Source organism: Pseudomonas sp. LBUM1671 (assembly GCF_059695685.1).
Map to the genome: position 1 here is coordinate 1146739 of NZ_CP166782.1, position 22592 is coordinate 1169330.

A 22592-nucleotide genomic window follows, 5' to 3' on the forward strand; every position below is an offset into this window, starting at 1 on the left:
TTTGTGTACACCCAATTTCCATGTGGGAGCCAGCCTGCTGGCGATGCTTCTGATTCAGGCAACCCGATTCAGATCGTTATGCCGCGTCTCCTTCAGGCACAGCACCGCAATCAAGCTCAACACCGCCGCCCCCGACACATACCCGCCGACATAACTCAAACCGCCCATTGCTACCAGTTTCTGCGCGAAGAACGGCGCCGCCGAGGCCCCGACGATGCCGCCCAGGTTGTAGGCTGCCGACGCGCCGGTATAGCGCACATGCGTGGGAAACAGCTCCGGCAGCAGCGCGCCCATCGGTGCAAATGTCACGCCCATCAGAAACAGCTCGATGCACAGGAACAGCGCCACGCCCCAGGTCGAGCCTTGGTTCAATAGCGGTTCCATCAAGAACCCGGACAGGATCGCCAGCACGCCACCAATGATCAGCACCGGCTTACGCCCGTAACGGTCACTGGCCCAGGCCGACAAAGGTGTTGCCGCCGCCATGAACAGTACGGCGAAGCACAGCAGGCCGAGGAAGGTTTCGCGGCTGTAGCCGAGTGTCGACACGCCATAACTCAGCGAAAACACCGTCGAGATGTAGAACAGCGCGTAGCACACCACCATCGACCCGGCCCCCAACAGCATCGGCGCCCAGTACTGGCTGAACAGCTCGACCAGCGGGATCTTTACGCGCTCCTGACGGGCCATGGCGTTGGCAAACACTGGGGTTTCGTGGAGTTTCAGTCGAACATACAAACCCACCATCACCAATGCGGCGCTGAGCAGGAACGGAATCCGCCAGCCCCACGAGCGGAACTGCTCGTCATCCAGGGTCATCGCCAAGGTAAGGAACAAGCCGTTCGCCGCCAGAAATCCGATCGACGGACCGAGCTGCGGGAACATGCCGAACCAGGCGCGTTTGCCTTTGGGCGCATTCTCCGTCGCCAGCAGCGCCGCACCGCCCCATTCACCGCCCAGCCCCAAGCCTTGGCCGAAACGCAGCACACAGAGCAGGATCGGCGCCCAGGCCCCGATGCTGTCGTAACCCGGCAGCACGCCGATCAGCGTGGTGCACACGCCCATCAACAGCAACGAAGCGACCAGTGTCGATTTGCGCCCGATGCGGTCACCGAAGTGGCCAAACAGCGCCGAGCCCAATGGTCGTGCGAGGAAGGCGATGCCGAAGGTGAGGAACGCCGACAGCATCTGGGCGGTGCCGGAGGTCTGCGGAAAGAACACCGGACCGATCACCAGCGCAGCGGCGGTGGCGTAGACGTAGAAGTCGTAAAACTCGATGGCCGTGCCGATAAAACTCGCCGTCGCCACGCGGGTGGCGGAGTTCGTCGGTTGCGCAGGCGTGGTTTCGGTATAAGTCGTGCTGGTCGTCATGCGGTTATCCCTGACAGTCATGTGCCCCAGTGGAGCGAATTATTATGGTCGAACACCCAGGGATGTGGGAGTGAGGCGCGGCCGCTGTTCAAGGTAGGAACAGTCGTCGGTGTAGTGCGGAAATTGCCGATGGTCTGGCCGGAACCTGCTGCGTGCGGGGTAAGCACGTGGCCCGGCGGGGCTTGGGTAAGCGGATTCGATTATAGGAAGGTGGCTAACGATCAAACAAGTGTCGCGGGCAGAGTGATGGCTTTTGTGGCGAGGGAGCTTGCTCCCGCTCGGGCGCGCAGAGGCCGCAAATGGCTGGATGCGTTCTTCAGGATGGTCGCTGCGTCTGTTATCGGGCCTGCTTCGCAGTCCAGCAGGAGAAAGCTCCCTCGCCACAGGTCGGGTGTCAGGGTTTAGATAACGACTGGCACCGAGCTGGTATGCCAGATCAAAACCTGAGTAACGCGATTGTCTTCCGTCTCCAGAATCTCCAGCCGATAACGCCCGATCTTCAGGCACACCGCACTGTCCGGAATCGTCTCCAGCGCCTCGGTCACCAGACCGTTGAGGGTCTTAGGACCGTCGCTGGGCAGGTGCCAGCCCAGGCTCTTGTTCAATTCGCGAATCGACGCGGCACCTTCGATCATCAGGCGCCCATCGGCCTGCGGGTGGATGTGCGGGTTTTCCAGGCTGTGCTGGCTTTCGAATTCGCCGACGATTTCTTCGAGAATGTCTTCCAGGGTCACGATGCCGAGCACTTCGCCGTACTCGTCGACCACCATGCCCAGTCGACGCTGCTGCTTGTGGAAGTTCAGCAGTTGCAACTGCAGCGGCGTGCTTTCCGGCACGAAGTACGGTTCGTGGCTGGCGGCCAGCAGCGCTTCGAGGGTCAGGCTCGCGTTGGGCAGCATATGGCGGATCTGCCGGGTGTTGAGCACCGCTTCGACCTGGTTGATGTCGCTGTGGAACACCGGCAGGCGGGTGCGCTTGTTGTTGCGCAATTGCTCGATGATCTCTTCCAGGGAGTCGTCGAGGTTGATCCCGTCGACGTCACTGCGCGGCACCAGGATGTCGTTGACCGTGATGTTGTCGAGCGCATGGATGCCCGACAGCGGGTGTGGGCGGCAGACGGCTTGATCGAGCTCGTCTTTACGGTCGTTCGGGGCTTCGTCTTCACTCTGTTGCACCACTTTGACTTTGCGGGCAAACGGTCGCATCAGCAGTTGAGTGAAGCCGTTGAGTAGCCACGCGGCCGGGTAGATGATTTTCAGTGGCGCGCCGAGCAACGTGTTGCCCAGGGCCAGGGCTGCGTCGGGATAGCGCACGGCGAGGGTGCGGGGCAGGTAGTCGGCGAACACCAGAAGTGCAGCGCCGGCACCCAGGCAGGCAACCCACGGCCCGTTTTCTGCCCAGATGAAAATCGCCAGCAAGGTGCTGATGACCACGGCCAGAGCGCGGCACAGGGTATTGCAGAAGATCAGGCTGTTGATCGGGAAGCTCAGTTTCGCGACCGGTTTGTCGCCGGAGCGCGAGGCGGTTCGTTGCGCCAGCAAGTGCTGTTGCGCCGTTTCGATGGCGGTAAACAGCCCCGACCATAAAATCAGCAGGGCCACTACCGCGAGCATCGGCCCTATGGGCAAGTCGTCCATTAATGCCGCCCGTCAGATGTGCAGGATGTATTCACGGACCAGCTTACTGCCGAAGTACGCCAGCATCAGCAGGCAGAAACCGGCGAGGGTCCAGCGAATGGCCTTGTGTCCGCGCCAGCCGAGGCGGTTACGGCCCCAAAGCAGCACGCTGAAGACGATCCAGGCCAGGCAAGCCAGCAAGGTTTTGTGCACCAGGTGCTGGGCAAACAGGTTGTCGACGAACAGCCAGCCGGACAGCAACGACAGCGACAGCAGGGTCCAGCCGGCCCAGAGAAAGCCAAACAGCAGGCTTTCCATGGTTTGCAGCGGCGGGAAGTTCTTGATCAGCCCCGATGGGTGCTTGTGCTTGAGCTGATGGTCCTGGACCAGCAGCAACAAGGCCTGAAACATCGCGATGGTGAACATGCCGTAGGCGAGGATCGATAGCAGGATGTGCGCGAGGATGCCCGGCTCTTCATCGATGACCTGCACCGTACCTGCGGGGGCGAACTGTGCCAGCAGCACCGTGGCGGCACCCAACGGGAACAGCAATATAAGCAGGTTTTCCACCGGTATCCGCGAACAGGCCAGCAGGGTCAGGGCGATGACCGCTGCGGCAATCAGGCTGGCAGCACTGAAAAAGTCCAGGCCCAGGCCGATTGGTGTCAGCAGGTGGGTGAACAGGCTGGCGCTGTGAGCCAGCACGGCAAGCACGCCGAGCGTGACCAGCAGGCGTTTGTTCGCCTTGGCGCCAGTGGCCAGACGAGTGCCTTGATAGATAGTCGCAGCGGCATATAAGCAGGCGGCGGCGAGGGTAGTCAGCAAACTGGGTGACAAGGGGAGCATAAATCCTGTTAGGCAAGCCCGAAAGGCGCTGAGTTTGGCATAGAACCCCCGCAGCACGAAAGACCATGCAACCTGACGACGAGGTGTCCGCCAGACGCAGTCTTCGCTATAATCCGCGACCTGCCCACGCCGCAGGCTCGCCGAGCACATGTTTATTCCGGTCTGGGCCGCCATTATCCCGGTCTACACAGGGCCTGAAAGGATCGCGCAATGTTTGAAAACTTAACCGACCGTCTCTCGCAGACGCTGCGCCATGTCACCGGCAAGGCCAAGCTGACCGAGGACAACATCAAAGACACCCTGCGCGAAGTGCGCATGGCGTTGCTCGAAGCCGACGTCGCCTTGCCGGTGGTGAAAGACTTCGTCAATTCGGTCAAGGAGCGCGCCGTCGGCACCGAGGTGTCACGCAGCCTGACGCCGGGCCAGGCCTTCGTGAAGATCGTCCAGGCCGAACTCGAAAGCCTGATGGGCGCCGCCAACGAAGATTTGAACCTGAGCGCCGTTCCGCCAGCCGTCGTGCTGATGGCCGGTTTGCAGGGCGCGGGTAAAACCACTACCGCCGGCAAACTTGCGCGCTTCCTTAAAGAGCGCAAGAAGAAGTCGGTCATGGTCGTGTCCGCGGACGTTTACCGTCCGGCGGCGATCAAGCAGCTGGAAATGCTTGCCGGTGAAGTCGGCGTCACCTTCTTCCCGTCCGACCTGAGCCAGAAGCCGGTCGAGATCGCGCAAGCGGCTATTAAAGAAGCGAAGCTTAAGTTTATTGATGTGGTCATCGTCGATACCGCCGGTCGTCTGCATATCGATGAAGAGATGATGGGCGAGATCAAGGCGTTGCACGCCGCGATCAACCCGGTCGAAACCCTGTTCGTGGTCGACGCCATGACCGGCCAGGATGCTGCCAACACGGCCAAGGCCTTCGGCGACGCATTGCCGCTGACCGGTGTGATCCTGACCAAGGTCGACGGCGACGCCCGTGGCGGTGCCGCCCTGTCGGTGCGTGCCATCACCGGCAAGCCGATCAAGTTCATCGGTATGGGCGAGAAGAGCGAAGCGCTCGAACCGTTCCACCCTGAGCGTATCGCTTCGCGCATCCTCGGCATGGGCGACGTGCTCAGCCTGATCGAACAGGCCGAAGCGACCCTCGACAAGGACAAGGCCGACAAACTGGCCAAGAAGCTGAAGAAGGGCAAGGGCTTCGACCTCGAAGACTTCCGCGATCAGCTGCAACAGATGAAGAACATGGGCGGCCTTGGCGGCCTCATGGACAAACTGCCGAACATCGGCGGCGTGAACCTGGCGCAAATGGGCAATGCCCAGGGCGCGGCAGAGAAACAATTCAAGCAGATGGAAGCCATCATCAATTCCATGACCCCGGCCGAGCGCCGCGACCCTGAGCTGATCAGCGGTTCGCGCAAACGCCGGATCGCCATGGGTTCCGGCACCCAGGTGCAGGACATCGGTCGCTTGATCAAGCAGCACAAGCAGATGCAGAAGATGATGAAGAAATTCTCCGCAAAAGGCGGAATGGCCAAAATGATGCGCGGCATGGGCGGTATGTTGCCCGGCGGCGGCATGCCCAAGATGTAAAGAATTCGCGTCGGCATCTATGTCGGCGCTTACCCACAAGGATGTGGGATCAACAGCAAACCCGCACTTGGCGGGAGCTGACTGGCCGTTTTCAACGACGGCTCTATAGCAAATCTTGATGGCGTCCGAAAGGCCGTCGGAAAAAGTCATTTGCAAAAGTCCGGATATTCCTTAGAATATGCGGCCTTTCGGGCACCTATGCCCGCTGTGCCTTTAGATTTGCAGCACCGACTACAGGAACGATGTTCACATGCTAACAATCCGTCTTGCCCTTGGCGGCTCCAAAAAGCGCCCGTTTTACCACTTGACCGTAACCGACAGCCGCAACCCGCGCGACGGTTCGCACAAGGAACAGGTTGGTTTCTTCAACCCTGTTGCTCGTGGTCAAGAAGTCCGTCTGTCCGTGAACCAAGAGCGCGTAGCCTACTGGCTGAGCGTTGGTGCACAGCCTTCTGAGCGTGTTGCTCAGTTGTTGAAGGACGCTGCTAAGGCTGCGGCCTGAGCAATATGAACGCGACGCCTGCTGTTGCTGATGATTTGATCGTTATCGGCAAGATTTATTCTGTTCACGGCGTTCGCGGCGAAGTGAAGGTTTATTCCTTTACTGATCCGACTGAAAACCTGTTGCAGTACAAAACCTGGACGCTCAAGCGCGAAGGCAATGTGAAACAGGTCGAGCTGGTCAGCGGACGCGGGAACGACAAGTTCCTGGTCGCAAAGCTCAAGGGTCTTGATGATCGTGAAGAAGCTCGTCTTCTGGCCGGTTATGAGATCTGCGTGCCGCGCAACCTGTTCCCTGAATTGACCGACGGCGAGTACTACTGGTACCAGCTGGAAGGTCTGAAGGTTATTGATCAACTCGGGCAATTGCTCGGGAAAATCGATCATCTTCTGGAAACCGGCGCCAATGATGTAATGGTGGTCAAGCCTTGCGCTGGCAGCCTGGATGATCGCGAACGCCTGTTGCCCTATACGGAGCAATGCGTGTTGGCCGTCGACCTTGCCGCAGGCGAGATGAAGGTGGAATGGGATGCGGACTTCTAAGCGTGGCTAACTTGCGCGTAGAAGTGATCAGTTTGTTTCCCGAGATGTTCTCCGCCATCAGCGAGTACGGCATCACCAGTCGTGCGGTGAAACAGGGGCTGTTGCAGCTCACCTGTTGGAATCCGCGAGACTACACGACGGATCGACATCACACTGTGGACGATCGCCCATTTGGCGGTGGCCCGGGCATGGTGATGAAGATCAAGCCCCTGGAAGATGCTCTGGTTCAGGCCAAGGCAGCAGCCGGGGAGGCGGCGAAGGTAATTTACCTGTCCCCCCAAGGCCGTCAACTGACTCAGTCGGCGGTACGCGAGTTGGCGAATCTGGATGCATTGATCCTGATTGCCGGCCGCTATGAAGGCATTGACGAGCGATTTATTGAAGCTCATGTCGATGAAGAGTGGTCGATTGGCGACTATGTACTGTCTGGCGGCGAGCTGCCGGCGATGGTCCTGATCGATGCGGTTACACGACTGCTGCCTGGAGCTTTAGGGCATGCGGACTCCGCCGAGGAAGATTCCTTTACGGATGGTTTGCTGGATTGCCCGCACTACACCCGACCGGAGGTGTATGCGGATCAGCGTGTTCCCGACGTGTTGCTAAGTGGCAATCACGCGCATATCCGGCGTTGGCGTTTACAGCAGTCCCTTGGTAGGACCTTTGAACGACGCGCCGATCTTCTGGAAAGCCGCTCGCTTTCTGGAGAAGAGAAGAAGCTGCTCGAGGAATACATCCGCGAGCGGGACGATAGTTAACAACGTATCGATGGTAGATCCGACGATCTACCTTAGGAGCACAGCATGACTAACAAAATCATCCTTGCACTCGAAGCAGAGCAGATGACCAAAGAGATCCCTACCTTTGCCCCGGGCGACACCATTGTCGTTCAGGTGAAAGTGAAGGAAGGCGACCGTTCGCGTCTGCAAGCGTTCGAAGGTGTTGTTATCGCCAAGCGTAACCGCGGCGTAAACAGTGCTTTCACCGTTCGTAAAATCTCCAACGGTGTTGGCGTAGAGCGTACTTTCCAGACCTACAGCCCGCAAATCGACAGCATGGCCGTTAAACGTCGCGGTGACGTACGTAAAGCCAAGCTGTACTACCTGCGTGACCTGTCCGGTAAAGCAGCTCGCATCAAGGAAAAACTGGCTTAAGTCCAGCTTCCGATGCAAAAAAAAGCAGCCTACGGGCTGCTTTTTTGTTGCCTGCGATTTATACGTGCAATGGTTCCGCAGGCGGGCGCGCTATGAAAGACTGTCCAGTCGTTACCTGTCTTGCCTGAGCCTCTATGCCCGCCATCGATCATCCCCTGATAGACCAATTCCTCGACGCTCTCTGGCTGGAGAAAGGCCTGTCCGATAACACCCGCGATGCCTATCGCAGCGACCTGGCCTTATTCAACGGCTGGCTGCAGGACAAGGGCCTGGAACTGATCAACGCAGGGCGCGAGCTGATCCTCGATCACTTGGCCTGGCGTCTGGAGCAAAATTACAAACCCCGTTCAACGGCGCGATTCCTCTCCGGTGTGCGTGGCTTTTATCGTTATCTGCTGCGTGAAAAGCTGATCGCCGTCGATCCGACCTTGCGCGTCGATATGCCCCAACTGGGTAGGCCGTTGCCTAAATCTCTGTCGGAAGCGGACGTGGAAGCGCTGCTGAAGGCACCAGACTTGAGCGAAGCCATCGGCCAACGGGACCGCGCCATGCTCGAAGTGCTTTACGCGTGCGGCTTGCGGGTGACGGAGTTGATCAGCCTGACGCTGGAGCAGGTCAATCTGCGTCAAGGCGTGCTGCGGGTGATGGGCAAGGGCAGCAAGGAGCGCTTGGTGCCGATGGGCGAAGAGGCGATTGTCTGGGTCGAGCGATACCTGCGCGATGGCCGCCAGGAACTGCTCGGCGGGCGTCCCAGCGATGTCATGTTCCCCAGCCAGCGCGGCGATCAGATGACCCGCCAGACCTTCTGGCACCGCATCAAGCACCAGGCCAAGGTCGCCGGGATCGGCAAGTCGCTGTCGCCGCATACCTTGCGCCACGCTTTCGCCACACATCTGCTCAACCACGGCGCTGACCTGCGGGTGGTGCAAATGCTGCTCGGCCACAGCGACCTGTCGACCACCCAGATCTACACCCACGTCGCCCGCGCACGCTTGCAGGATCTGCACGCCAAACATCACCCGCGCGGCTGAACCCAGTTCCTGAAGTGGATTGCTGACCTGTGGCGAGGGGTGTCAGTCAGACATGGTTGTATCACCCGCATTCGGCCACAGGGGCCTTATGTGGTAGGCTTTGCCGGTTTGCACGATGGGCGGTTATGACCCTGTGTTTCGGCACGGGCGTTCTGATCGTCCCATTTGTCCGTCTTCAGGAGTTCTCATGCGTCTGACCCAGATTTTCGCCGCCGCAGCCATTGCGTTGGTCAGCACCTTTGCCGTCGCCGATGACGCGGCCGACAAAGCCATTCGTAAAAGCCTGGAAAACCTCCAGCTCGAAGTGCCGGTAGAAAGCATCTCCGCCAGTCCGCTGCCGGGCCTGTACGAAGTCAAGCTGCAAGGCAGCCGCGTGCTCTACGCCAGCGCCGACGGTCAATACGTAGTTCAGGGCTACATGTTCCAGCTCAAGGACGGCAAACCGATCAACTTGACCGAGAAGACCGAACGCCTGGGCGTGTCCAAACTGGTCAACGCCATTCCCGTCGCGGAAACAGTGGTCTACCCGGCGATCGGCGAAACCAAATCGCACATCACCGTGTTCACCGACACCACTTGCCCGTACTGCCACAAACTGCACGCCGAAGTGCCTGAGCTGAACAAGCGCGGCATCGAAGTGCGTTACGTCGCGTTCCCGCGCCAAGGCCTGGGCTCGCCGGGTGACGAACAGCTGCAAGCGGTCTGGTGCTCGAAAGACAAGAAAGCGGCCATGGACAAGATGGTCGACGGCAAGGAAATCAAGGCCGCCAAGTGCGATAACCCGGTCTCCAAACAGTTCGCCCTCGGTCAGTCGATCGGCGTGAATGGCACACCGGCCATCGTTTTGGCTGACGGTCAGGTCATTCCGGGCTACCAGCCTGCGCCACAAGTCGCCAAACTGGCGCTGGGCGCGAAATAATTCGCATCGTCACGGCCAGCCCTTGACGATCATGGTCCGGTGGCACCATTTGCCGGGCCATTAATAGAGAGCCGCGAGCATGCGGCTGTTTTCACGGCCGGCCTTGAGTCGGCCGTTTTATGGGGAGTTCACAGTGAAACCGGTCAAAGTAGGCATCTGTGGGTTAGGGACCGTCGGTGGCGGTACCTTCAACGTACTTCAGCGCAACGCCGAGGAAATTGCTCGTCGTGCCGGGCGTGGAATCGAAGTGGCACAAATTGCCATGCGCACGCCAAAGCCTCAGTTCCAAACGACCGGTATTGCGATTACCAACGATGTCTTCGAAGTGGCCACGAACCCTGAGATCGACATCGTTATAGAGCTGATGGGCGGCTATACCGTTGCCCGCGAGCTGGTACTCAAGGCCATCGAGAATGGCAAGCATGTGGTCACCGCGAACAAGGCACTGATCGCCGTTCACGGTAATGAGATTTTCGCCAAGGCTCGCGAGAAAGGCGTGATCGTGGCGTTCGAAGCGGCTGTGGCCGGTGGCATTCCGGTGATCAAGGCGATCCGTGAAGGCCTGTCGGCCAACCGCATCAACTGGGTCGCCGGGATCATCAACGGCACCGGCAACTTCATCCTCACCGAAATGCGTGAGAAGGGTCGCACCTTCGAAGACGTACTGGCCGAGGCGCAAGCCTTGGGTTACGCCGAAGCCGATCCGACCTTCGACGTTGAAGGCATCGACGCGGCCCACAAGCTGACGATCCTGGCCTCCATCGCCTTCGGCATCCCGCTGCAATTTGACAAGGCCTACACCGAAGGCATCACCAAGCTGACCACCGCTGACGTGAACTACGCCGAAGCGCTGGGCTATCGCATCAAGCACCTCGGCGTCGCTCGCAGCACTGCGTCCGGCATCGAGCTGCGTGTGCACCCGACGCTGATCCCGGCTGATCGCCTGATCGCCAACGTCAATGGCGTGATGAACGCGGTGATGGTCAACGGTGATGCTGCCGGTTCGACCCTGTTCTACGGTGCGGGCGCCGGCATGGAACCGACCGCTTCGTCGGTGATCGCCGACCTGGTGGACGTGGTTCGCGCCATGACCTCCGACCCGGAAAACCGTGTGCCGCACCTGGCCTTCCAGCCGGACTCGCTGTCGGCGCACCCGATCCTGCCGATCGAAGCCTGCGAAAGCGCCTACTACCTGCGCATTCAGGCCAAGGACCATCCGGGCGTATTGGCCCAGGTGGCGAGTATCCTGTCGGAGCGCGGCATCAACATCGAATCGATCATGCAGAAAGAAGTCGAAGAGCATGACGGTCTGGTGCCGATGATCCTGCTGACTCATCGCGTGCTGGAACAGCACATGAACGACGCGATCGCCGCCCTCGAAGCCCTGACAGGCGTGGTCGGTCCGGTTGTACGGATCCGTGTCGAGCACCTGAACTAAGCCGTTATCGTTCACCGGGCCTGCGAGCGGGCCCGGGTTTGCGAACACTGTCTATTGGAGCCAGTCATGCGTTATATCAGTACCCGCGGCCAGGCACCGGCCCTGAATTTCGAAGATGTCCTGCTGGCCGGTCTCGCTACCGATGGCGGTCTGTACGTCCCGGAAAACCTGCCACGTTTCACCCAGGAAGAAATCGCTTCCTGGGCCGGACTTCCGTATCACGAGCTGGCCTTCCGGGTGATGCGCCCGTTCGTCACCGGCAGCATCCCTGATGCCGATTTCAAAAAGATTCTTGAAGAGACTTACGGCGTGTTCTCGCACAACGCTGTCGCGCCGCTGCGTCAGTTGAACGGCAACGAATGGGTGCTGGAGCTTTTCCACGGCCCGACCCTGGCGTTCAAGGACTTCGCCCTGCAACTGCTCGGCCGCTTGCTCGACTACGTGCTGGAAAAACGCGGCGAGCGCGTGGTCATCGTCGGTGCCACTTCCGGTGACACCGGTTCGGCCGCCATCGAAGGCTGCAAGCACTGCGAAAACGTCGACATCTTCATCCTGCACCCGCACAACCGCGTGTCCGAAGTGCAGCGTCGCCAGATGACCACCCTCTTCGGCGAGAACATCCACAACATCGCCATCGAAGGCAACTTCGATGACTGCCAGGAAATGGTCAAGGCGAGCTTCGCCGACCAGAGTTTCCTCAAGGGCACGCGCCTGGTGGCGGTGAACTCGATCAACTGGGCGCGGATCATGGCCCAGATCGTTTACTACTTCCACGCAGCCCTGCAGTTGGGTGGCCCGGCGCGTTCGGTATCGTTCTCGGTGCCGACCGGCAACTTCGGCGACATCTTCGCCGGTTACCTGGCACGCAACATGGGCCTGCCGATCAACCAGTTGATCGTCGCCACCAACCGCAACGACATCCTGCACCGCTTCATGAGCGGCAATCAGTACGTCAAGGAAACCCTGCACGCCACGCTGTCGCCGTCGATGGACATCATGGTGTCGTCGAACTTCGAACGCCTGCTGTTCGACCTGCACGGTCGCAATGGCGCAGCGATTGCCGGTTTGATGGACAACTTCAAACAGGGTGGCGGCTTCAGCGTCGAACAAGAACGCTGGACCGAAGCCCGCAAGCTGTTCGATTCCCTGGCCGTGGATGACGCACAAACCTGCGAAACCATTGCTGACGTCTATGAGCAAACCGGTGAGCTGCTGGATCCGCATACCGCCATCGGTGTGAAGGCTGCGCGCGAATGCCGTCGTAGCCTGGATATTCCAATGGTGATTCTCGGCACGGCCCATCCGGTCAAATTCCCGGATGCAGTAGAGAAAGCCGGCGTAGGAAAAGCGCTTGAACTACCTGCACATCTTTCTGATTTGTTTGAGAGAGATGAGCGTTGCACCGTGTTGCCAAATGATTTGAAAGCCGTGCAGGCCTTTGTCAGTCAGCATGGCAACCGCGGCAAGCCGCTGTAACCGCTAAAAGCTGTCACATTTTGAAGCCCGTCTCCTGACGGGCTTTCTCATTTCTGCATGCCACACTTGTCGCGTTTTCGCCCCAGGAAGGACGGGCGAGTTGATTGCGAAGGAAGTGGTAATGCTGTTTTTCAGAGGGTTAAAGCCAGCCGTGTGCTGGATGTTTTTGATCGGCGTCCTGGGCTTGGCCCAAAAAGGGACGGCTGCGCAATTGGCGGCACCTGAGTCCAGCGGCTCGGGCGGCGCAACCGTCGATCTGGACGCTCAGGAAATGAGGTGGATTGCCGAGCACCCGCAAGTCATCGTCTCATCGGTGCAATACCCGCTTTATCTGTTCAAGGATGAGCACGGCCAATGGAGCGGTCTGAACAACGATCTGCTCAATCGCATCAGTGCCATGACAGGCTTGCAGTTTGTTCACGAAGAGTCGTTCTCTACCGATCAGTTACTTGGGCGTCTGGAAAATGGCGAGGCGGACATGAGCACCACCCTGGCAATGAATGACGAGCGCAAGGCGTTTCTGGATTTCAGTCATGCGTTCGGTGGCGCTGGCTGGGTGGTTGTCGGGCGAGCAGATGCACCGGTCGTGCACTCCCTGGAGCAGTTGGCAAAAAGAGTGCTTGTGTTGCCGGCCCGGCACGCACTCGAAGGCACGATTCGCCGCGACCACCCGTCGATCGAGTTGCGCACGGTCAAGACGTATGCCGAAGCCAGGGCGCTGGTTGAAAGTGGTGAAGCCTTTGCCACTATCGAAAATGAAATCGGGGCGCAGCTCTATCCGTTGGGCCAGCTCAAGGTCGGGCGGGCAGTGGAGGGCAAATGGGAGGCTGATCACCTCGCGGTACGCAAAGGTCAGTCGCCGTTGCTGAGCATTCTCAACAAGGCGCTTGAGGCCTTTCCGGCAGCAGAACTGCGCACGATCCGCCTGAAGTGGCTCAATGGAATCGCCCCCGTTCAGTCACCTTCCCGTTGGCGGCAGATGACTCATTGGCTTTGCTGGAGCATGTTTATCGTCAGCCTGTTCGGCCTGCTTTCCTTGCTCTGGAACCGCAGGCTTGCGGCGCTGATCAAGCAGCGCGTCGACGCCGAGATAGGTCTCGGCGATCAACTGGCGTTCCAGCATGCGTTGATGGACGCCATGCCCGATCCGATGTTTGTTCGTGACCTGGAAGGGCGTTTGATCATGTGCAACAAGAGTTACGAAGAAAGTCTCTGCACTCGTTTTGATCAGGTCCAGGGCAGACGGCTGATTGAGCTCGATGTGTTGCCCAAAGAGACCGCTGAGCTGCTGCATGCCGAATTCATGGCGCAGATGGAGACTCGAAAGCCACGCTTCAGTGAGCGTCAATTAATGTTCAACAACGGTGTCCAGGACATCTACCAGTGGACGGTGCCGTTCTACAGCGCCGATGGTCAATTGCGAGGATTGCTGGGTGGATGGACCGATATCGGTCGCCGGACAAGGCACATGTGAATCGTCTGTTTTTTCCCTGTCATCTTTGCCGTGCATGCTCAGTCGACCTGGGACGCCGACGCGTCTGCACCTGGAATCCAGAACTTTCTTCTCGGGCCAGTGGTCACTTACTGTGAACACGCCCCAGGCACTTTGTTTTCGGACTATTGAGTGGTGATCGAGATGGAAAGTATCAGTCTATTGCTCGGTGAGGCGCTGAGCCCGTATCAGGTCACGCTGACCCCGTCGGGCGCCCATGGCGAATGCCTGGTGACACTGAAGAATGCGACCGGCGCGATCGTGGTCGAACGGGCGTTCAATCAAGCCCAGTTAACCGATTACCGTCTGTTGACGGATGTCGTCGACGGCTTGCACCGCGACGTGCTGATTGCCGAAGGACGGCTGGAGCCCTGCGTCATCGCGGCTCTGCGCAATGCGGCTCAGGACAAGATTCTGGCCAGTCGAAATTGAATTGTTCTTTTGTGGGAACCTTCCTGCACTCAGGTCGTCAGACCATGTAACAGCAGGATCAAGCATTGTGCTCCGGTGCTTGTAGCCTGCAGTTACTGGTCTTTATGTAGGCCACGTTTAACCCCGAGTCGTCTCCCCACTTCTCGGGGTTTCTTTTGCCTGCGATTTGTCATTGCTGCGCCTGATGCTCGAAGAACACTCGGGATTCTTCGAGGTAAGCACTGCGACTTTCCGGGTCGAGCCACGCGGCGTAAGCCTCGCTCAACTGGTCGCGGGGCAGTTTGCGCAGCAGCTGATTGATCTCGACGATCGCTTGCCGGCCCTTGCGTGTGTCGGTACAGCCGATGTAACCGGACAAGAATTTTTCCGCGCCACGAATCGGGTAAAACTGCAGCTCATCCTCCGCGATTCCCTGCTGCTGGGCCTGGTAACGGATTTCCGGGCGATAGCCCAGTAGCAGGCGCAATCGTCCCAGACGTTGCATTTGCAGGAGACTGCCCAAGGCGTCGTTGCCGTAGTGCAGCGTCAGCGCGTCGGGCGGCGCTTGCTTGAGCAGTGCGTCGAGGTACTCGCCATAGTTGCGCTCGGCGATGATGCCCAGCTTCTCGCGGCCACTGGCTAGCAGGGCGGCCAAGTCCAGTTCACCGTCCTGGATAAAGGGTGTCAGCGCCTCACGATCCACCCGCCTTACCGCCACACCATTACTCATGGCCCGAAAAACCGGAATGGAAAACGCAATCCAGCGCTCGCGCTCCTTGCTTTTGTTCAGCGCCGCGTCGCACGTGAGGGAGGGGTCGTGGAGCATTTGCAAGCCGCGAGCGCGATTGACCCGCATCAGCGTGTGTTCGTATTGCGGCATGCCGGCGATCAACAGCGGCAACAGTTGATCGATAACGCCCTGGCCTTTTTTCGGTCCTTCGAAGATCGTCAATGGCGGCAAATCACGCATCAGCCAGATCAGCGTTTCCTTGGGTTGCGCCATCGCGGATGGGGCCAGCCCGGCGAGCAGAAGCGTAACCAGCAGCGCGCGCACTAGCCGTCCGCCATGCGCCAGGCAGATTCTGATGGACTGCGCTAGCCGGCGCCTCAGCTTAGATGGCTCCGTCTTTGCGCAGTTGAGCAATCTGCGACGCGTCATAGCCAAGTTCCTGGAGTACCTGTGCGTTGTGCTCACCCAGTTGTGGCCCGACCCATTCGCAATCGCCGGGTGTCTCAGAGAGTTTCGGCACAATCCCCGGCATCTTGAAGTCTTTACCGTCCGGCAACTTGGCTTGCAGGAACATTTCCCGGGCCAGGTATTGCGGATCGCTGAACATGTCTTCGGCGCTGAAGATCCGGCTGACGGGCACCTCGGCCTGATTCAGCTTCGCCAGCACGGTGTCCAGCGGCTGCGAATTGACCCAGCGATCGATCACCCCATAAATCTCGTCGCGGCGGCTGTCGCGGCCATCGTTGCTGGCCAGCACCGGGTCGTTGGCCAGGTCTTCGCGGCCGATGACCAGCATGAAACGCTTGAAGATCGCATCGCCATTGGCGCCGATCTGCACATGCTTGCCGTCAGCGCTGGTGTGGATCGAGGAGGGCGTGATGCCCGGCATGATATTGCCGGTGCGCTCACGGATGAAACCAAATACGTCGAACTCCGGCACCATGCTTTCCATCATGGCGAAGATCGCTTCATACAGCGCCACGTCCACCACCTGGCCCTGGCCGCCATTGACCTCGCGATGACGCAACGCCATCAGCGCACCAATCACACCCCAAAGCGCGGCAATCGAGTCACCGATGGAAATCCCGGTGCGCACCGGTGGCCGGTCTTCGAAACCGGTGATGTAGCGCAAACCGCCCATGGATTCGCCGACCGCGCCAAAACCGGGCTGATCTTTCATCGGCCCGGTCTGGCCGAACCCCGACAGCCGCACCATCACCAGTTTGGGGTTGAGGGCGTGCAAGACGTCCCAGCCCAGGCCGAGCTTTTCCAGCACGCCAGGGCGAAAATTCTCGATCAGGATGTCTGCTTCGCTCAGCAGTTTTTTCAGGATTGCCAGGCCGTCGGGGTGTTTCAGGTTCAACGTCAGGGACTTTTTATTGCGGGCTTGCACGAACCACCACAGCGAGGTGCCTTCGTACAGTTTTCGCCACTTGCGTAGCGGATCACCGCCGTCGGGGGATTCAATCTTGATCACTTCGGCGCCGAACTCAGCGCAAATGCGCGAGGCAAACGGCCCGGCGATCAAGGTGCCCAATTCGATGACTTTCAGACCTGAGAGCGGTTTGGCGGTGAACGGCATGCTGGATCCTGTAAGACAAAGGCTGAGCGGATATAGCCTTTTAACATAGCCCAATGTCAGACGACCAAGGTTCATCGCCTTCTATTCGTTGATTGCCTACTGCATCGGTTAGACTTGCCGCCTTTCCTCGTATCAAGAAGCCCGTTCATGGCCCAGCCGTCCACGACCTACAAGTTTGAACTGAACCTCACCGACCTCGACCGCAGCGTTTACGAGACCGTGAAGCAGACCATCGCCCGCCACCCTTCGGAAACCGAAGAGCGCATGACTGTGCGGCTGCTGGCCTACGCCTTCTGGTACAACGAGCAGCTGTCGTTCGGTCGCGGTCTGTCAGACGTGGATGAACCCGCCCTGTGGGAAAAGAGCCTGGATGATCGTGTCCTGCACTGGATCGAAGTCGGCCAGCCAGACGCTGATCGCCTGACCTGGTGCTCGCGCCGTACCGAGCGCACCAGCCTGCTGGCCTACGGCAGCCTGCGCGTCTGGGAAACCAAAGTGATCCCGGCGATCAAGAACCTGAAAAACGTGCACATCGCGGCCGTGCCTCAGGACATCCTGGAAACCCTGGCCAAAGACATGCCCCGCGTTATCAAGTGGGACGTGATGATCAGCGAAGGGACGATTTTCGTCACCGACGATCGTGGTCAGCACGAAGTGCAATTGCAGTGGCTGAGCGGCGAACGCGGCTGATTTTTCGCCGTTTGTTCGTGTTATCCGGTTTTATCCTACGTATTCAAGAGAAGCACCTGTCACCCCATGCGCATCGAACCTCGCCTGTTGCCCGACACCCTGCCATTCCTCGGTGATCTGCCTCCACTGCTGACGCGTCTTTACGCGGCGCGGGGCGTGCAATCCGAGGCGGAACTGGACAAGAGCCTGGCGCGGCTGATTCCGTTCCAGCAGCTCAAAGGCATCGATGCGGCGGTGGATTTGCTGGTGTCAGCACTGGAGCAGCGCCAGCGGATTCTGATTGTCGGCGACTTCGACGCTGATGGCGCGACGGCCAGTACCGTGGGCGTGCTGGGGTTGCGGCTGCTGGGCGCGGCGCATGTCGATTATCTGGTGCCGAACCGATTCGAATATGGCTATGGCCTGACCCCGGAAATCGTTGAAGTGGCGCTGACGCGCACGCCGCAGTTGCTGATCACCGTGGACAACGGCATTTCCAGTGTCGAAGGCGTGGCGGCGGCGAAGAAGGCGGGCCTGAACGTGCTGGTCACCGACCACCACTTGCCCGGTGACGAACTGCCGTTGGCCGATGCCATCGTCAATCCGAACCAGCCCGGCTGCGAATTTCCGAGCAAGGCACTGGCCGGCGTCGGGGTGATTTTCTATGTGTTGATGGCCCTGCGCGCACGGTTGCGCAGCCTTGGCTGGTACGCAAACACGCCGCAGCCGAACATCGGCGAATTGCTGGATCTGGTGGCGCTGGGCAGCGTCGCCGACGTCGTACCGCTGGATGCCAACAACCGGATTCTGGTGCACCAGGGCCTGGAGCGGATTCGCGCCGGGCGTGCCCGTCCGGGCATCAAGGCGATTCTCGAAGTGGCCAAGCGTGAACCGGCGCGCATCACCTCGACCGACCTGGGCTTCATTGTCGGCCCGCGCCTGAATGCGGCGGGACGCCTGGATGATATGAGCCTGGGCATCGAATGCCTGATCACCGAAGACGCGGGGCTGGCGCGGGAAATGGCCGTGCAGCTCGACGGCATGAACCAGGACCGCAAATCCATCGAGCAGGGCATGCAGCGTGAAGCGCTGGCTCAACTGAAGGATTTGCCGGTCGAGTCGATGCCGTTTGGCCTGTGCCTGTTTGATCCCGAGTGGCACCAGGGTGTCATCGGAATTCTCGCCTCGCGTATGAAAGAGCGCTATTTCCGTCCGACCATTGCCTTTGCCGATGCCGGCGATGGGTTGCTCAAGGGCTCGGGGCGTTCGGTTCAGGGTTTCCACATCCGTGACGCCTTGAGCGTGGTGGCCGCGCAACATCCGAACCTGATCAGCAAGTACGGCGGCCACGCCATGGCGGCCGGTCTGACCTTGCCCGAAGCGAATTTTCCGTTGTTCGCCGAGGCCTTTGACGCTGAAGTGCGCAGGCAATTGCGCGAAGAAGACCTGACCGGGCGGCTGCTCTCGGATGGAGTGTTGGCGGTCGAGGAATTCCATCTGGAACTGGCCCGTGCCCTGCGCCATGCAGGCCCGTGGGGGCAGCACTTTCCGGAGCCGCTGTTCCATGGCGTGTTTCAGTTGGTTGAGCAGCGCGTCGTCGGCGAACGGCACCTCAAAGTGGTGCTGAGAAGCGAATGCGGCTCGGTGAAGCTCGATGGCATTGCCTTCGGCATCGACCGCGACATCTGGCCGAATCCGACGATCAAATGGGTGGAGTTGGCCTACAAACTCGACCTCAACGAGTTTCGCGGGAACGAGACGGTGCAACTGATGATTGCCCACATAGAACCGCGCTGAGTCTTTCGCGAGCAAGCCCGCTCCCACAGGATTTGCGCAAACCCTGTGGGAGCGGGCTTGCTCGCGAAAGCGATCGCCCTCACGCCAAATATCCCCGGAACCCTCCCTCATCCCCCGATGTCGACTAGGCTCTAAGCACTGCTTGATTATCCTTGTGACGTCTTGTCCAATTTTTGCCCGCGGGGGCGGGTGCTACGCCTTTTTCCTGTCACTCGTCGACTTTTCAAACAGAACCCTGGAGCCTGCCCACTGATTCGAGAGGTGCCCCATGAGTCTGCTGCTTGAACCCTATACCCTTCGTCAATTGACCCTGCTCAACCGCATTGCCGTATCACCGATGTGCCAGTACTCCAGCGTCGATGGGCTGGCCAATGACTGGCACCTGGTTCACCTCGGCAGCCGCGCCGTTGGCGGCGCAGGCCTGATTTTTACCGAAGCCACGGCGGTCACGGCCGACGGGCGCATCACCGCCGAGGACCTCGGCCTGTGGAATGACGAGCAGATCGAACCCCTGCAACGCATCACGCGCTTCATCGCCGCTCAAGGCGCTGTGGCCGGCATTCAACTGGCGCACGCCGGGCGCAAGGCCAGCACTCATCGGCCGTGGATCGGCAAGCATGGCAGCGTCAAACCCGAAGACGGTGGCTGGGTGCCGGTGGGGCCTTCGCCGATTGCTTTCGACCCGCAGCACACCCATCCGAAGCAGCTGGATGAAAGCGAGATTGCAGCGGTGATTCAGGCCTTTGTCGCCTCAGCCAAGCGAGCGCTGACGGCCGGTTTCAAAGTGGTAGAAGTCCATGCCGCTCACGGTTACCTGCTGCATCAGTTTCTTTCGCCCCTGAGCAATCAGCGGCGCGACCAATACGGCGGTTCGTTCGAGAACCGGATTCGGCTGGTGCTGCAAGTCACCGAAGCGGTACGTGCGGTCTGGCCTGAGGAGTTGCCGGTGTTTGTGCGAGTGTCGGCCACCGATTGGGTGGAAGACGGCTGGAATCCTGATGAAACCGTTGAACTGGCACGACGCCTCAAAGACTTGGGTGTCGACCTGATTGATGTTTCGTCGGGTGGTACGGCGGCCAACGCGGAAATTCCTACAGGGCCGGGCTATCAGACGCGTTTCGCCGAACGTGTGCGCAAGGAGTCAGGCATCGCCACTGGCACGGTAGGAATGATTACCGAGCCGGCCCAGGCCGAGCACATTTTGCGCACCTGTCAGGCTGACATCATCTTCCTCGCGCGGGAGCTGCTGCGCGATCCGTACTGGCCGTTGCATGCCGATGATGATCTGGGCGGGCGCAAGGCGATCTGGCCGGCGCAGTATCAGCGGGCGACGCACCGGGATCAGCCGATTCATGAGTCGGATTTGCGCGACTGAATGCAGCTGAAAAACCAAAAAGCCCCGATCGAGTTGATCGGGGCTTTTGCGTTTCTGGGCGGGAACATCTGTCGTCTGTCAGGCCGTCTTCGCGAGCAAGCCCGCTCCCACATTGGATCTCCATAAAACACAAATTTTGTATCCAACGAAGAACCCCTGTGGGAGCGAGCCTGCTCGCGATGGGGCCAGCCCAGGCAAACCCTTATTATCAGGTGTACTTACGCTTATCCGGCGCCGGCGGGAAATACTGGTACAACCAGGTCTCGCTCAATGTCCGGTCATTGGTGCGAATGAACAACCGCAGCTCAACCGGCGCCACGCTGTCATTGGTCGGGTACCAATCGAAGGTAATCCGATAACCCTTGATGTCATCCAGCACCAGCACGTTGAAGTCCTTCACCTCGCCGTTTGAGCAGGTCACCACAGGCTCGATCCCCGCGCCTTCCGGCAAGCGGTCCAGACCGCCACCGGTGAAGTCCACGGCAAAGCGTCGTGCCCAGACTTCCGGGTAATGCTCGCCCGGCGCCCAGCCTTCGATAAAGCCGCCCATGCCCGAACGGGTCGCATTGACCCGCGCCAGCGGCGTGCTTACCGGTGGCAGCGCGCTCCAGTAGAGCTTGTAGCCGTAGTTCAGGGAATCACCGGCCGCGACCGGTTTTTTCGGGGTCCAGAACGCGACGATGTTATCGAGGGTTTCGCCGGTTGTAGGAATTTCCAACAGATCGATGGAGCCTTCGCCCCACGCGGTCGTAGGTTCTACCCACAGGCTTGGACGCTTGCTGTACCAGTCGACGGTGTCCTGATAATTGGCGAACTCGTGATCGGTCTGCACCAGGCCAAAACCTTTCGGGTCGGTGTCGGCAAAGGCGTTGAACTGCAGGGTCGCCGGATTATTCAGCGGGCGGCAGATCCACTCGCCGTTGCCGCGCCACATGGCCAAGCGATCCGAGTCGTGGATTTGCGGGTGAATGGTGTCGCACATGCGGCGCTCGTGGGTGCCGCAACTGAACATGCTGGTCATCGGAGCGATGCCCAGTTGTTCGATGGCCGTGCGTGCGTTGATATGAGCGTCAATATCCATCACCACGCGTTCGGCCTGGCAATCAATGTCAAAGCGGTACGCACCGGTAGCGCTCGGCGAGTCCAGCAGGGCGTAGACCACGAAACGGGTGCTGTCCTTGCCCGGGGTCTCGAACCAAAACTTGGTGAAGTCCGGGAACTCCTCACGCTTCTTGGCGTAGGTATCAACCGCCAGACCGCGGGCCGACAGTCCGTACTGGCCGGTGGCGTCTACCGCACGGAAATAACTGGCGCCGAGGAAGGACAGCACGTCATGCCTGTCCAGTTCCGGGGCCTTGAACAGCTTGAACCCGGAAAACCCCAGGTCGCCGGTCAGCTGCTTGGTGTCGACCGTGGTCTTTTCATAGTTGAACAGCGAAGGGCGGAAATGCACTTCACGGGCCTGACGCGTCTTGGGATCGACGCTGTACATGCGCACAGGCTGCTTGAAGCCCATGCCGACGTGGAAGAATTGCACGTCCAGCTGACCGTTCAAGTCTTTCCACAGCGAGTGGTTGCCGTCGTAGCGGATCGCATTGAAATTCTGCGGCGTCATGGTCGCCAGGGTCGGCGGCAGCACCTGCTTGGTGTCCTGATAGCGATTGCCGGCGAGTTGCTTGGCCTGAATCTTCAGCGCCTCGAAATCGAACGCCTGGGCCTCGCCATCAGCGGCGCCGGTGCCCGCCCATGCACGGGCGGCCAGCAGGCCGGTGGCAGACAAGCCGGTGTAGGCAGCGATGGCCATGGACGCTTTGAGCAAATTCCTGCGATGCATAAGTAAAACCTGTCGTGAACAATCCCGCGCCGTTCCTGGCACGTGCTGGATCAAAAATATCGGTTCGGACATGCCTTCGGCCAAACGCAACGGACTTTAAACAGATAACAAATAGCTTAAACCGTTCGGTTACAGAGAAAAAATGATTGGTAGCACTTTGATGATGCGGCAATGAAACAAGAAATGTCGGTTAATTTTTCCGACAGCACTTTCTGATTTTTAG

At 59.5% G+C, this 22592-nt stretch carries 20 protein-coding genes; 14 read left to right on the plus strand and 6 right to left on the minus strand.

Features of this window, described 5'->3' with window-relative positions:
• Positions 1-54 precede the first annotated feature (54 nt).
• From ACA060_RS05060 to ACA060_RS05070, 3 genes are all read right to left on the minus strand, one after another.
• Positions 55-1371, minus strand: coding sequence for an MFS transporter (locus ACA060_RS05060; protein ID WP_497315790.1), 1317 nt, complete (start codon positions 1369-1371; stop codon positions 55-57).
• A gap of 401 nt (positions 1372-1772) precedes the next feature.
• The gene (locus ACA060_RS05065; protein ID WP_497315792.1) at positions 1773-3008 is read right to left on the minus strand and encodes a transporter associated domain-containing protein; all 1236 of its coding nucleotides are present in this window, start codon (positions 3006-3008) and stop codon (positions 1773-1775) included.
• A 12-nt stretch (positions 3009-3020) separates the two neighbouring features.
• The gene (locus tag ACA060_RS05070) at positions 3021-3833 is read right to left on the minus strand and encodes a cytochrome C assembly family protein (protein WP_109628138.1); all 813 of its coding nucleotides are present in this window, start codon (positions 3831-3833) and stop codon (positions 3021-3023) included.
• A gap of 210 nt (positions 3834-4043) precedes the next feature.
• On the opposite strand from ACA060_RS05070, the gene ffh reads away from it, so the two are divergent.
• The 11 genes from ffh to ACA060_RS05125 all read left to right on the plus strand — a co-directional run bounded on the left by ffh (position 4044) and on the right by ACA060_RS05125 (position 14403).
• Positions 4044-5420, plus strand: a complete 1377-nt coding sequence (gene ffh / locus ACA060_RS05075) for a signal recognition particle protein (RefSeq protein WP_017340267.1) — start codon at positions 4044-4046, stop codon at positions 5418-5420.
• 250 nt (positions 5421-5670) lie between these two features.
• Positions 5671-5922, plus strand: coding sequence for a 30S ribosomal protein S16 (gene rpsP, locus ACA060_RS05080; RefSeq protein WP_007944872.1), 252 nt, complete (start codon positions 5671-5673; stop codon positions 5920-5922).
• 5 nt (positions 5923-5927) lie between these two features.
• Positions 5928-6464 carry a ribosome maturation factor RimM gene (rimM, locus tag ACA060_RS05085; RefSeq protein ID WP_008014731.1) on the plus strand — a complete coding sequence of 179 codons (537 nt, stop codon included), beginning with the start codon at positions 5928-5930 and terminating at the stop codon, positions 6462-6464.
• Complete coding sequence (trmD, locus tag ACA060_RS05090; RefSeq protein WP_154503229.1) at positions 6446-7219, plus strand: tRNA (guanosine(37)-N1)-methyltransferase TrmD; 774 nt, start codon at positions 6446-6448, stop codon at positions 7217-7219. The genes rimM and trmD overlap by 19 nt, the downstream gene beginning before the upstream one ends.
• A gap of 45 nt (positions 7220-7264) precedes the next feature.
• Complete coding sequence (gene rplS, locus ACA060_RS05095) at positions 7265-7615, plus strand: 50S ribosomal protein L19 (protein WP_003175895.1); 351 nt, start codon at positions 7265-7267, stop codon at positions 7613-7615.
• A gap of 134 nt (positions 7616-7749) precedes the next feature.
• Positions 7750-8646 carry a site-specific tyrosine recombinase XerD gene (gene xerD / locus ACA060_RS05100; protein WP_429533491.1) on the plus strand — a complete coding sequence of 299 codons (897 nt, stop codon included), beginning with the start codon at positions 7750-7752 and terminating at the stop codon, positions 8644-8646.
• 187 nt (positions 8647-8833) lie between these two features.
• Positions 8834-9565 carry a bifunctional protein-disulfide isomerase/oxidoreductase DsbC gene (gene dsbC / locus ACA060_RS05105; RefSeq protein WP_109628141.1) on the plus strand — a complete coding sequence of 244 codons (732 nt, stop codon included), beginning with the start codon at positions 8834-8836 and terminating at the stop codon, positions 9563-9565.
• 133 nt (positions 9566-9698) lie between these two features.
• Complete coding sequence (locus ACA060_RS05110; RefSeq protein WP_109635956.1) at positions 9699-11003, plus strand: homoserine dehydrogenase; 1305 nt, start codon at positions 9699-9701, stop codon at positions 11001-11003.
• Between the two features lie 66 nt (positions 11004-11069).
• Positions 11070-12479 carry a threonine synthase gene (gene thrC, locus ACA060_RS05115; protein WP_497315796.1) on the plus strand — a complete coding sequence of 470 codons (1410 nt, stop codon included), beginning with the start codon at positions 11070-11072 and terminating at the stop codon, positions 12477-12479.
• A 121-nt stretch (positions 12480-12600) separates the two neighbouring features.
• The gene (locus ACA060_RS05120) at positions 12601-13953 is read left to right on the plus strand and encodes a transporter substrate-binding domain-containing protein (RefSeq protein WP_497315798.1); all 1353 of its coding nucleotides are present in this window, start codon (positions 12601-12603) and stop codon (positions 13951-13953) included.
• A 162-nt stretch (positions 13954-14115) separates the two neighbouring features.
• Positions 14116-14403, plus strand: coding sequence for a DUF3509 domain-containing protein (locus ACA060_RS05125; RefSeq protein ID WP_109628144.1), 288 nt, complete (start codon positions 14116-14118; stop codon positions 14401-14403).
• A 169-nt stretch (positions 14404-14572) separates the two neighbouring features.
• Here ACA060_RS05125 and ACA060_RS05130 read toward each other — a convergent pair whose 3' ends face one another.
• Positions 14573-15541 (minus strand): TIGR02285 family protein, encoded by a 969-nt coding sequence (locus ACA060_RS05130; RefSeq protein ID WP_497315800.1) that lies wholly within the window; start codon positions 15539-15541, stop codon positions 14573-14575.
• The gene (locus ACA060_RS05135) at positions 15495-16694 is read right to left on the minus strand and encodes a CaiB/BaiF CoA transferase family protein (RefSeq protein WP_497315802.1); all 1200 of its coding nucleotides are present in this window, start codon (positions 16692-16694) and stop codon (positions 15495-15497) included. The genes ACA060_RS05130 and ACA060_RS05135 overlap by 47 nt, the downstream gene beginning before the upstream one ends.
• Positions 16695-16841: 147 nt before the next feature.
• Here ACA060_RS05135 and ACA060_RS05140 point away from each other — a divergent pair, with 147 nt between their 5' ends.
• The 3 genes from ACA060_RS05140 (at position 16842) to ACA060_RS05150 (ending at position 20535) form a co-directional block, all read left to right on the plus strand.
• Complete coding sequence (locus tag ACA060_RS05140; protein WP_150709869.1) at positions 16842-17384, plus strand: YaeQ family protein; 543 nt, start codon at positions 16842-16844, stop codon at positions 17382-17384.
• Between the two features lie 66 nt (positions 17385-17450).
• A complete protein-coding gene (gene recJ / locus ACA060_RS05145) occupies positions 17451-19160 on the plus strand; it encodes a single-stranded-DNA-specific exonuclease RecJ (protein WP_497315804.1) in 1710 nt (569 codons plus the stop codon).
• Positions 19161-19428: 268 nt separating this feature from the next.
• Positions 19429-20535 carry an NADH:flavin oxidoreductase/NADH oxidase gene (locus tag ACA060_RS05150; RefSeq protein ID WP_497315806.1) on the plus strand — a complete coding sequence of 369 codons (1107 nt, stop codon included), beginning with the start codon at positions 19429-19431 and terminating at the stop codon, positions 20533-20535.
• Positions 20536-20743: 208 nt separating this feature from the next.
• Here the strand turns inward: ACA060_RS05150 and ACA060_RS05155 are convergent, their stop codons facing one another.
• Entirely contained in the window at positions 20744-22369 is a 1626-nt protein-coding gene (locus tag ACA060_RS05155; protein WP_497315808.1) for a glucan biosynthesis protein D, read from the minus strand.
• Between the last annotated feature and the right edge of the window lie 223 nt (positions 22370-22592).

Bases quoted from the DNA above. Each gene is read 5' to 3' on its own strand.
- ACA060_RS05060 (WP_497315790.1), bottom strand. From the start codon at position 1,371: ATGACGACCAGCACGACTTATACCGAAACCACGCCTGCGCAACCGACG.
- ACA060_RS05065 (WP_497315792.1), bottom strand. From the start codon at position 3,008: ATGGACGACTTGCCCATAGGGCCGATGCTCGCGGTAGTGGCCCTGCTG.
- ACA060_RS05070 (WP_109628138.1), bottom strand. From the start codon at position 3,833: ATGCTCCCCTTGTCACCCAGTTTGCTGACTACCCTCGCCGCCGCCTGC.
- ffh (WP_017340267.1), top strand. From the start codon at position 4,044: ATGTTTGAAAACTTAACCGACCGTCTCTCGCAGACGCTGCGCCATGTC.
- rpsP (WP_007944872.1), top strand. From the start codon at position 5,671: ATGCTAACAATCCGTCTTGCCCTTGGCGGCTCCAAAAAGCGCCCGTTT.
- rimM (WP_008014731.1), top strand. From the start codon at position 5,928: ATGAACGCGACGCCTGCTGTTGCTGATGATTTGATCGTTATCGGCAAG.
- trmD (WP_154503229.1), top strand. From the start codon at position 6,446: ATGGGATGCGGACTTCTAAGCGTGGCTAACTTGCGCGTAGAAGTGATC.
- rplS (WP_003175895.1), top strand. From the start codon at position 7,265: ATGACTAACAAAATCATCCTTGCACTCGAAGCAGAGCAGATGACCAAA.
- xerD (WP_429533491.1), top strand. From the start codon at position 7,750: ATGCCCGCCATCGATCATCCCCTGATAGACCAATTCCTCGACGCTCTC.
- dsbC (WP_109628141.1), top strand. From the start codon at position 8,834: ATGCGTCTGACCCAGATTTTCGCCGCCGCAGCCATTGCGTTGGTCAGC.
- thrC (WP_497315796.1), top strand. From the start codon at position 11,070: ATGCGTTATATCAGTACCCGCGGCCAGGCACCGGCCCTGAATTTCGAA.
- ACA060_RS05120 (WP_497315798.1), top strand. From the start codon at position 12,601: ATGCTGTTTTTCAGAGGGTTAAAGCCAGCCGTGTGCTGGATGTTTTTG.
- ACA060_RS05125 (WP_109628144.1), top strand. From the start codon at position 14,116: ATGGAAAGTATCAGTCTATTGCTCGGTGAGGCGCTGAGCCCGTATCAG.
- ACA060_RS05130 (WP_497315800.1), bottom strand. From the start codon at position 15,541: ATGACGCGTCGCAGATTGCTCAACTGCGCAAAGACGGAGCCATCTAAG.
- ACA060_RS05135 (WP_497315802.1), bottom strand. From the start codon at position 16,694: ATGCCGTTCACCGCCAAACCGCTCTCAGGTCTGAAAGTCATCGAATTG.
- ACA060_RS05140 (WP_150709869.1), top strand. From the start codon at position 16,842: ATGGCCCAGCCGTCCACGACCTACAAGTTTGAACTGAACCTCACCGAC.
- recJ (WP_497315804.1), top strand. From the start codon at position 17,451: ATGCGCATCGAACCTCGCCTGTTGCCCGACACCCTGCCATTCCTCGGT.
- ACA060_RS05150 (WP_497315806.1), top strand. From the start codon at position 19,429: ATGAGTCTGCTGCTTGAACCCTATACCCTTCGTCAATTGACCCTGCTC.
- ACA060_RS05155 (WP_497315808.1), bottom strand. From the start codon at position 22,369: ATGCATCGCAGGAATTTGCTCAAAGCGTCCATGGCCATCGCTGCCTAC.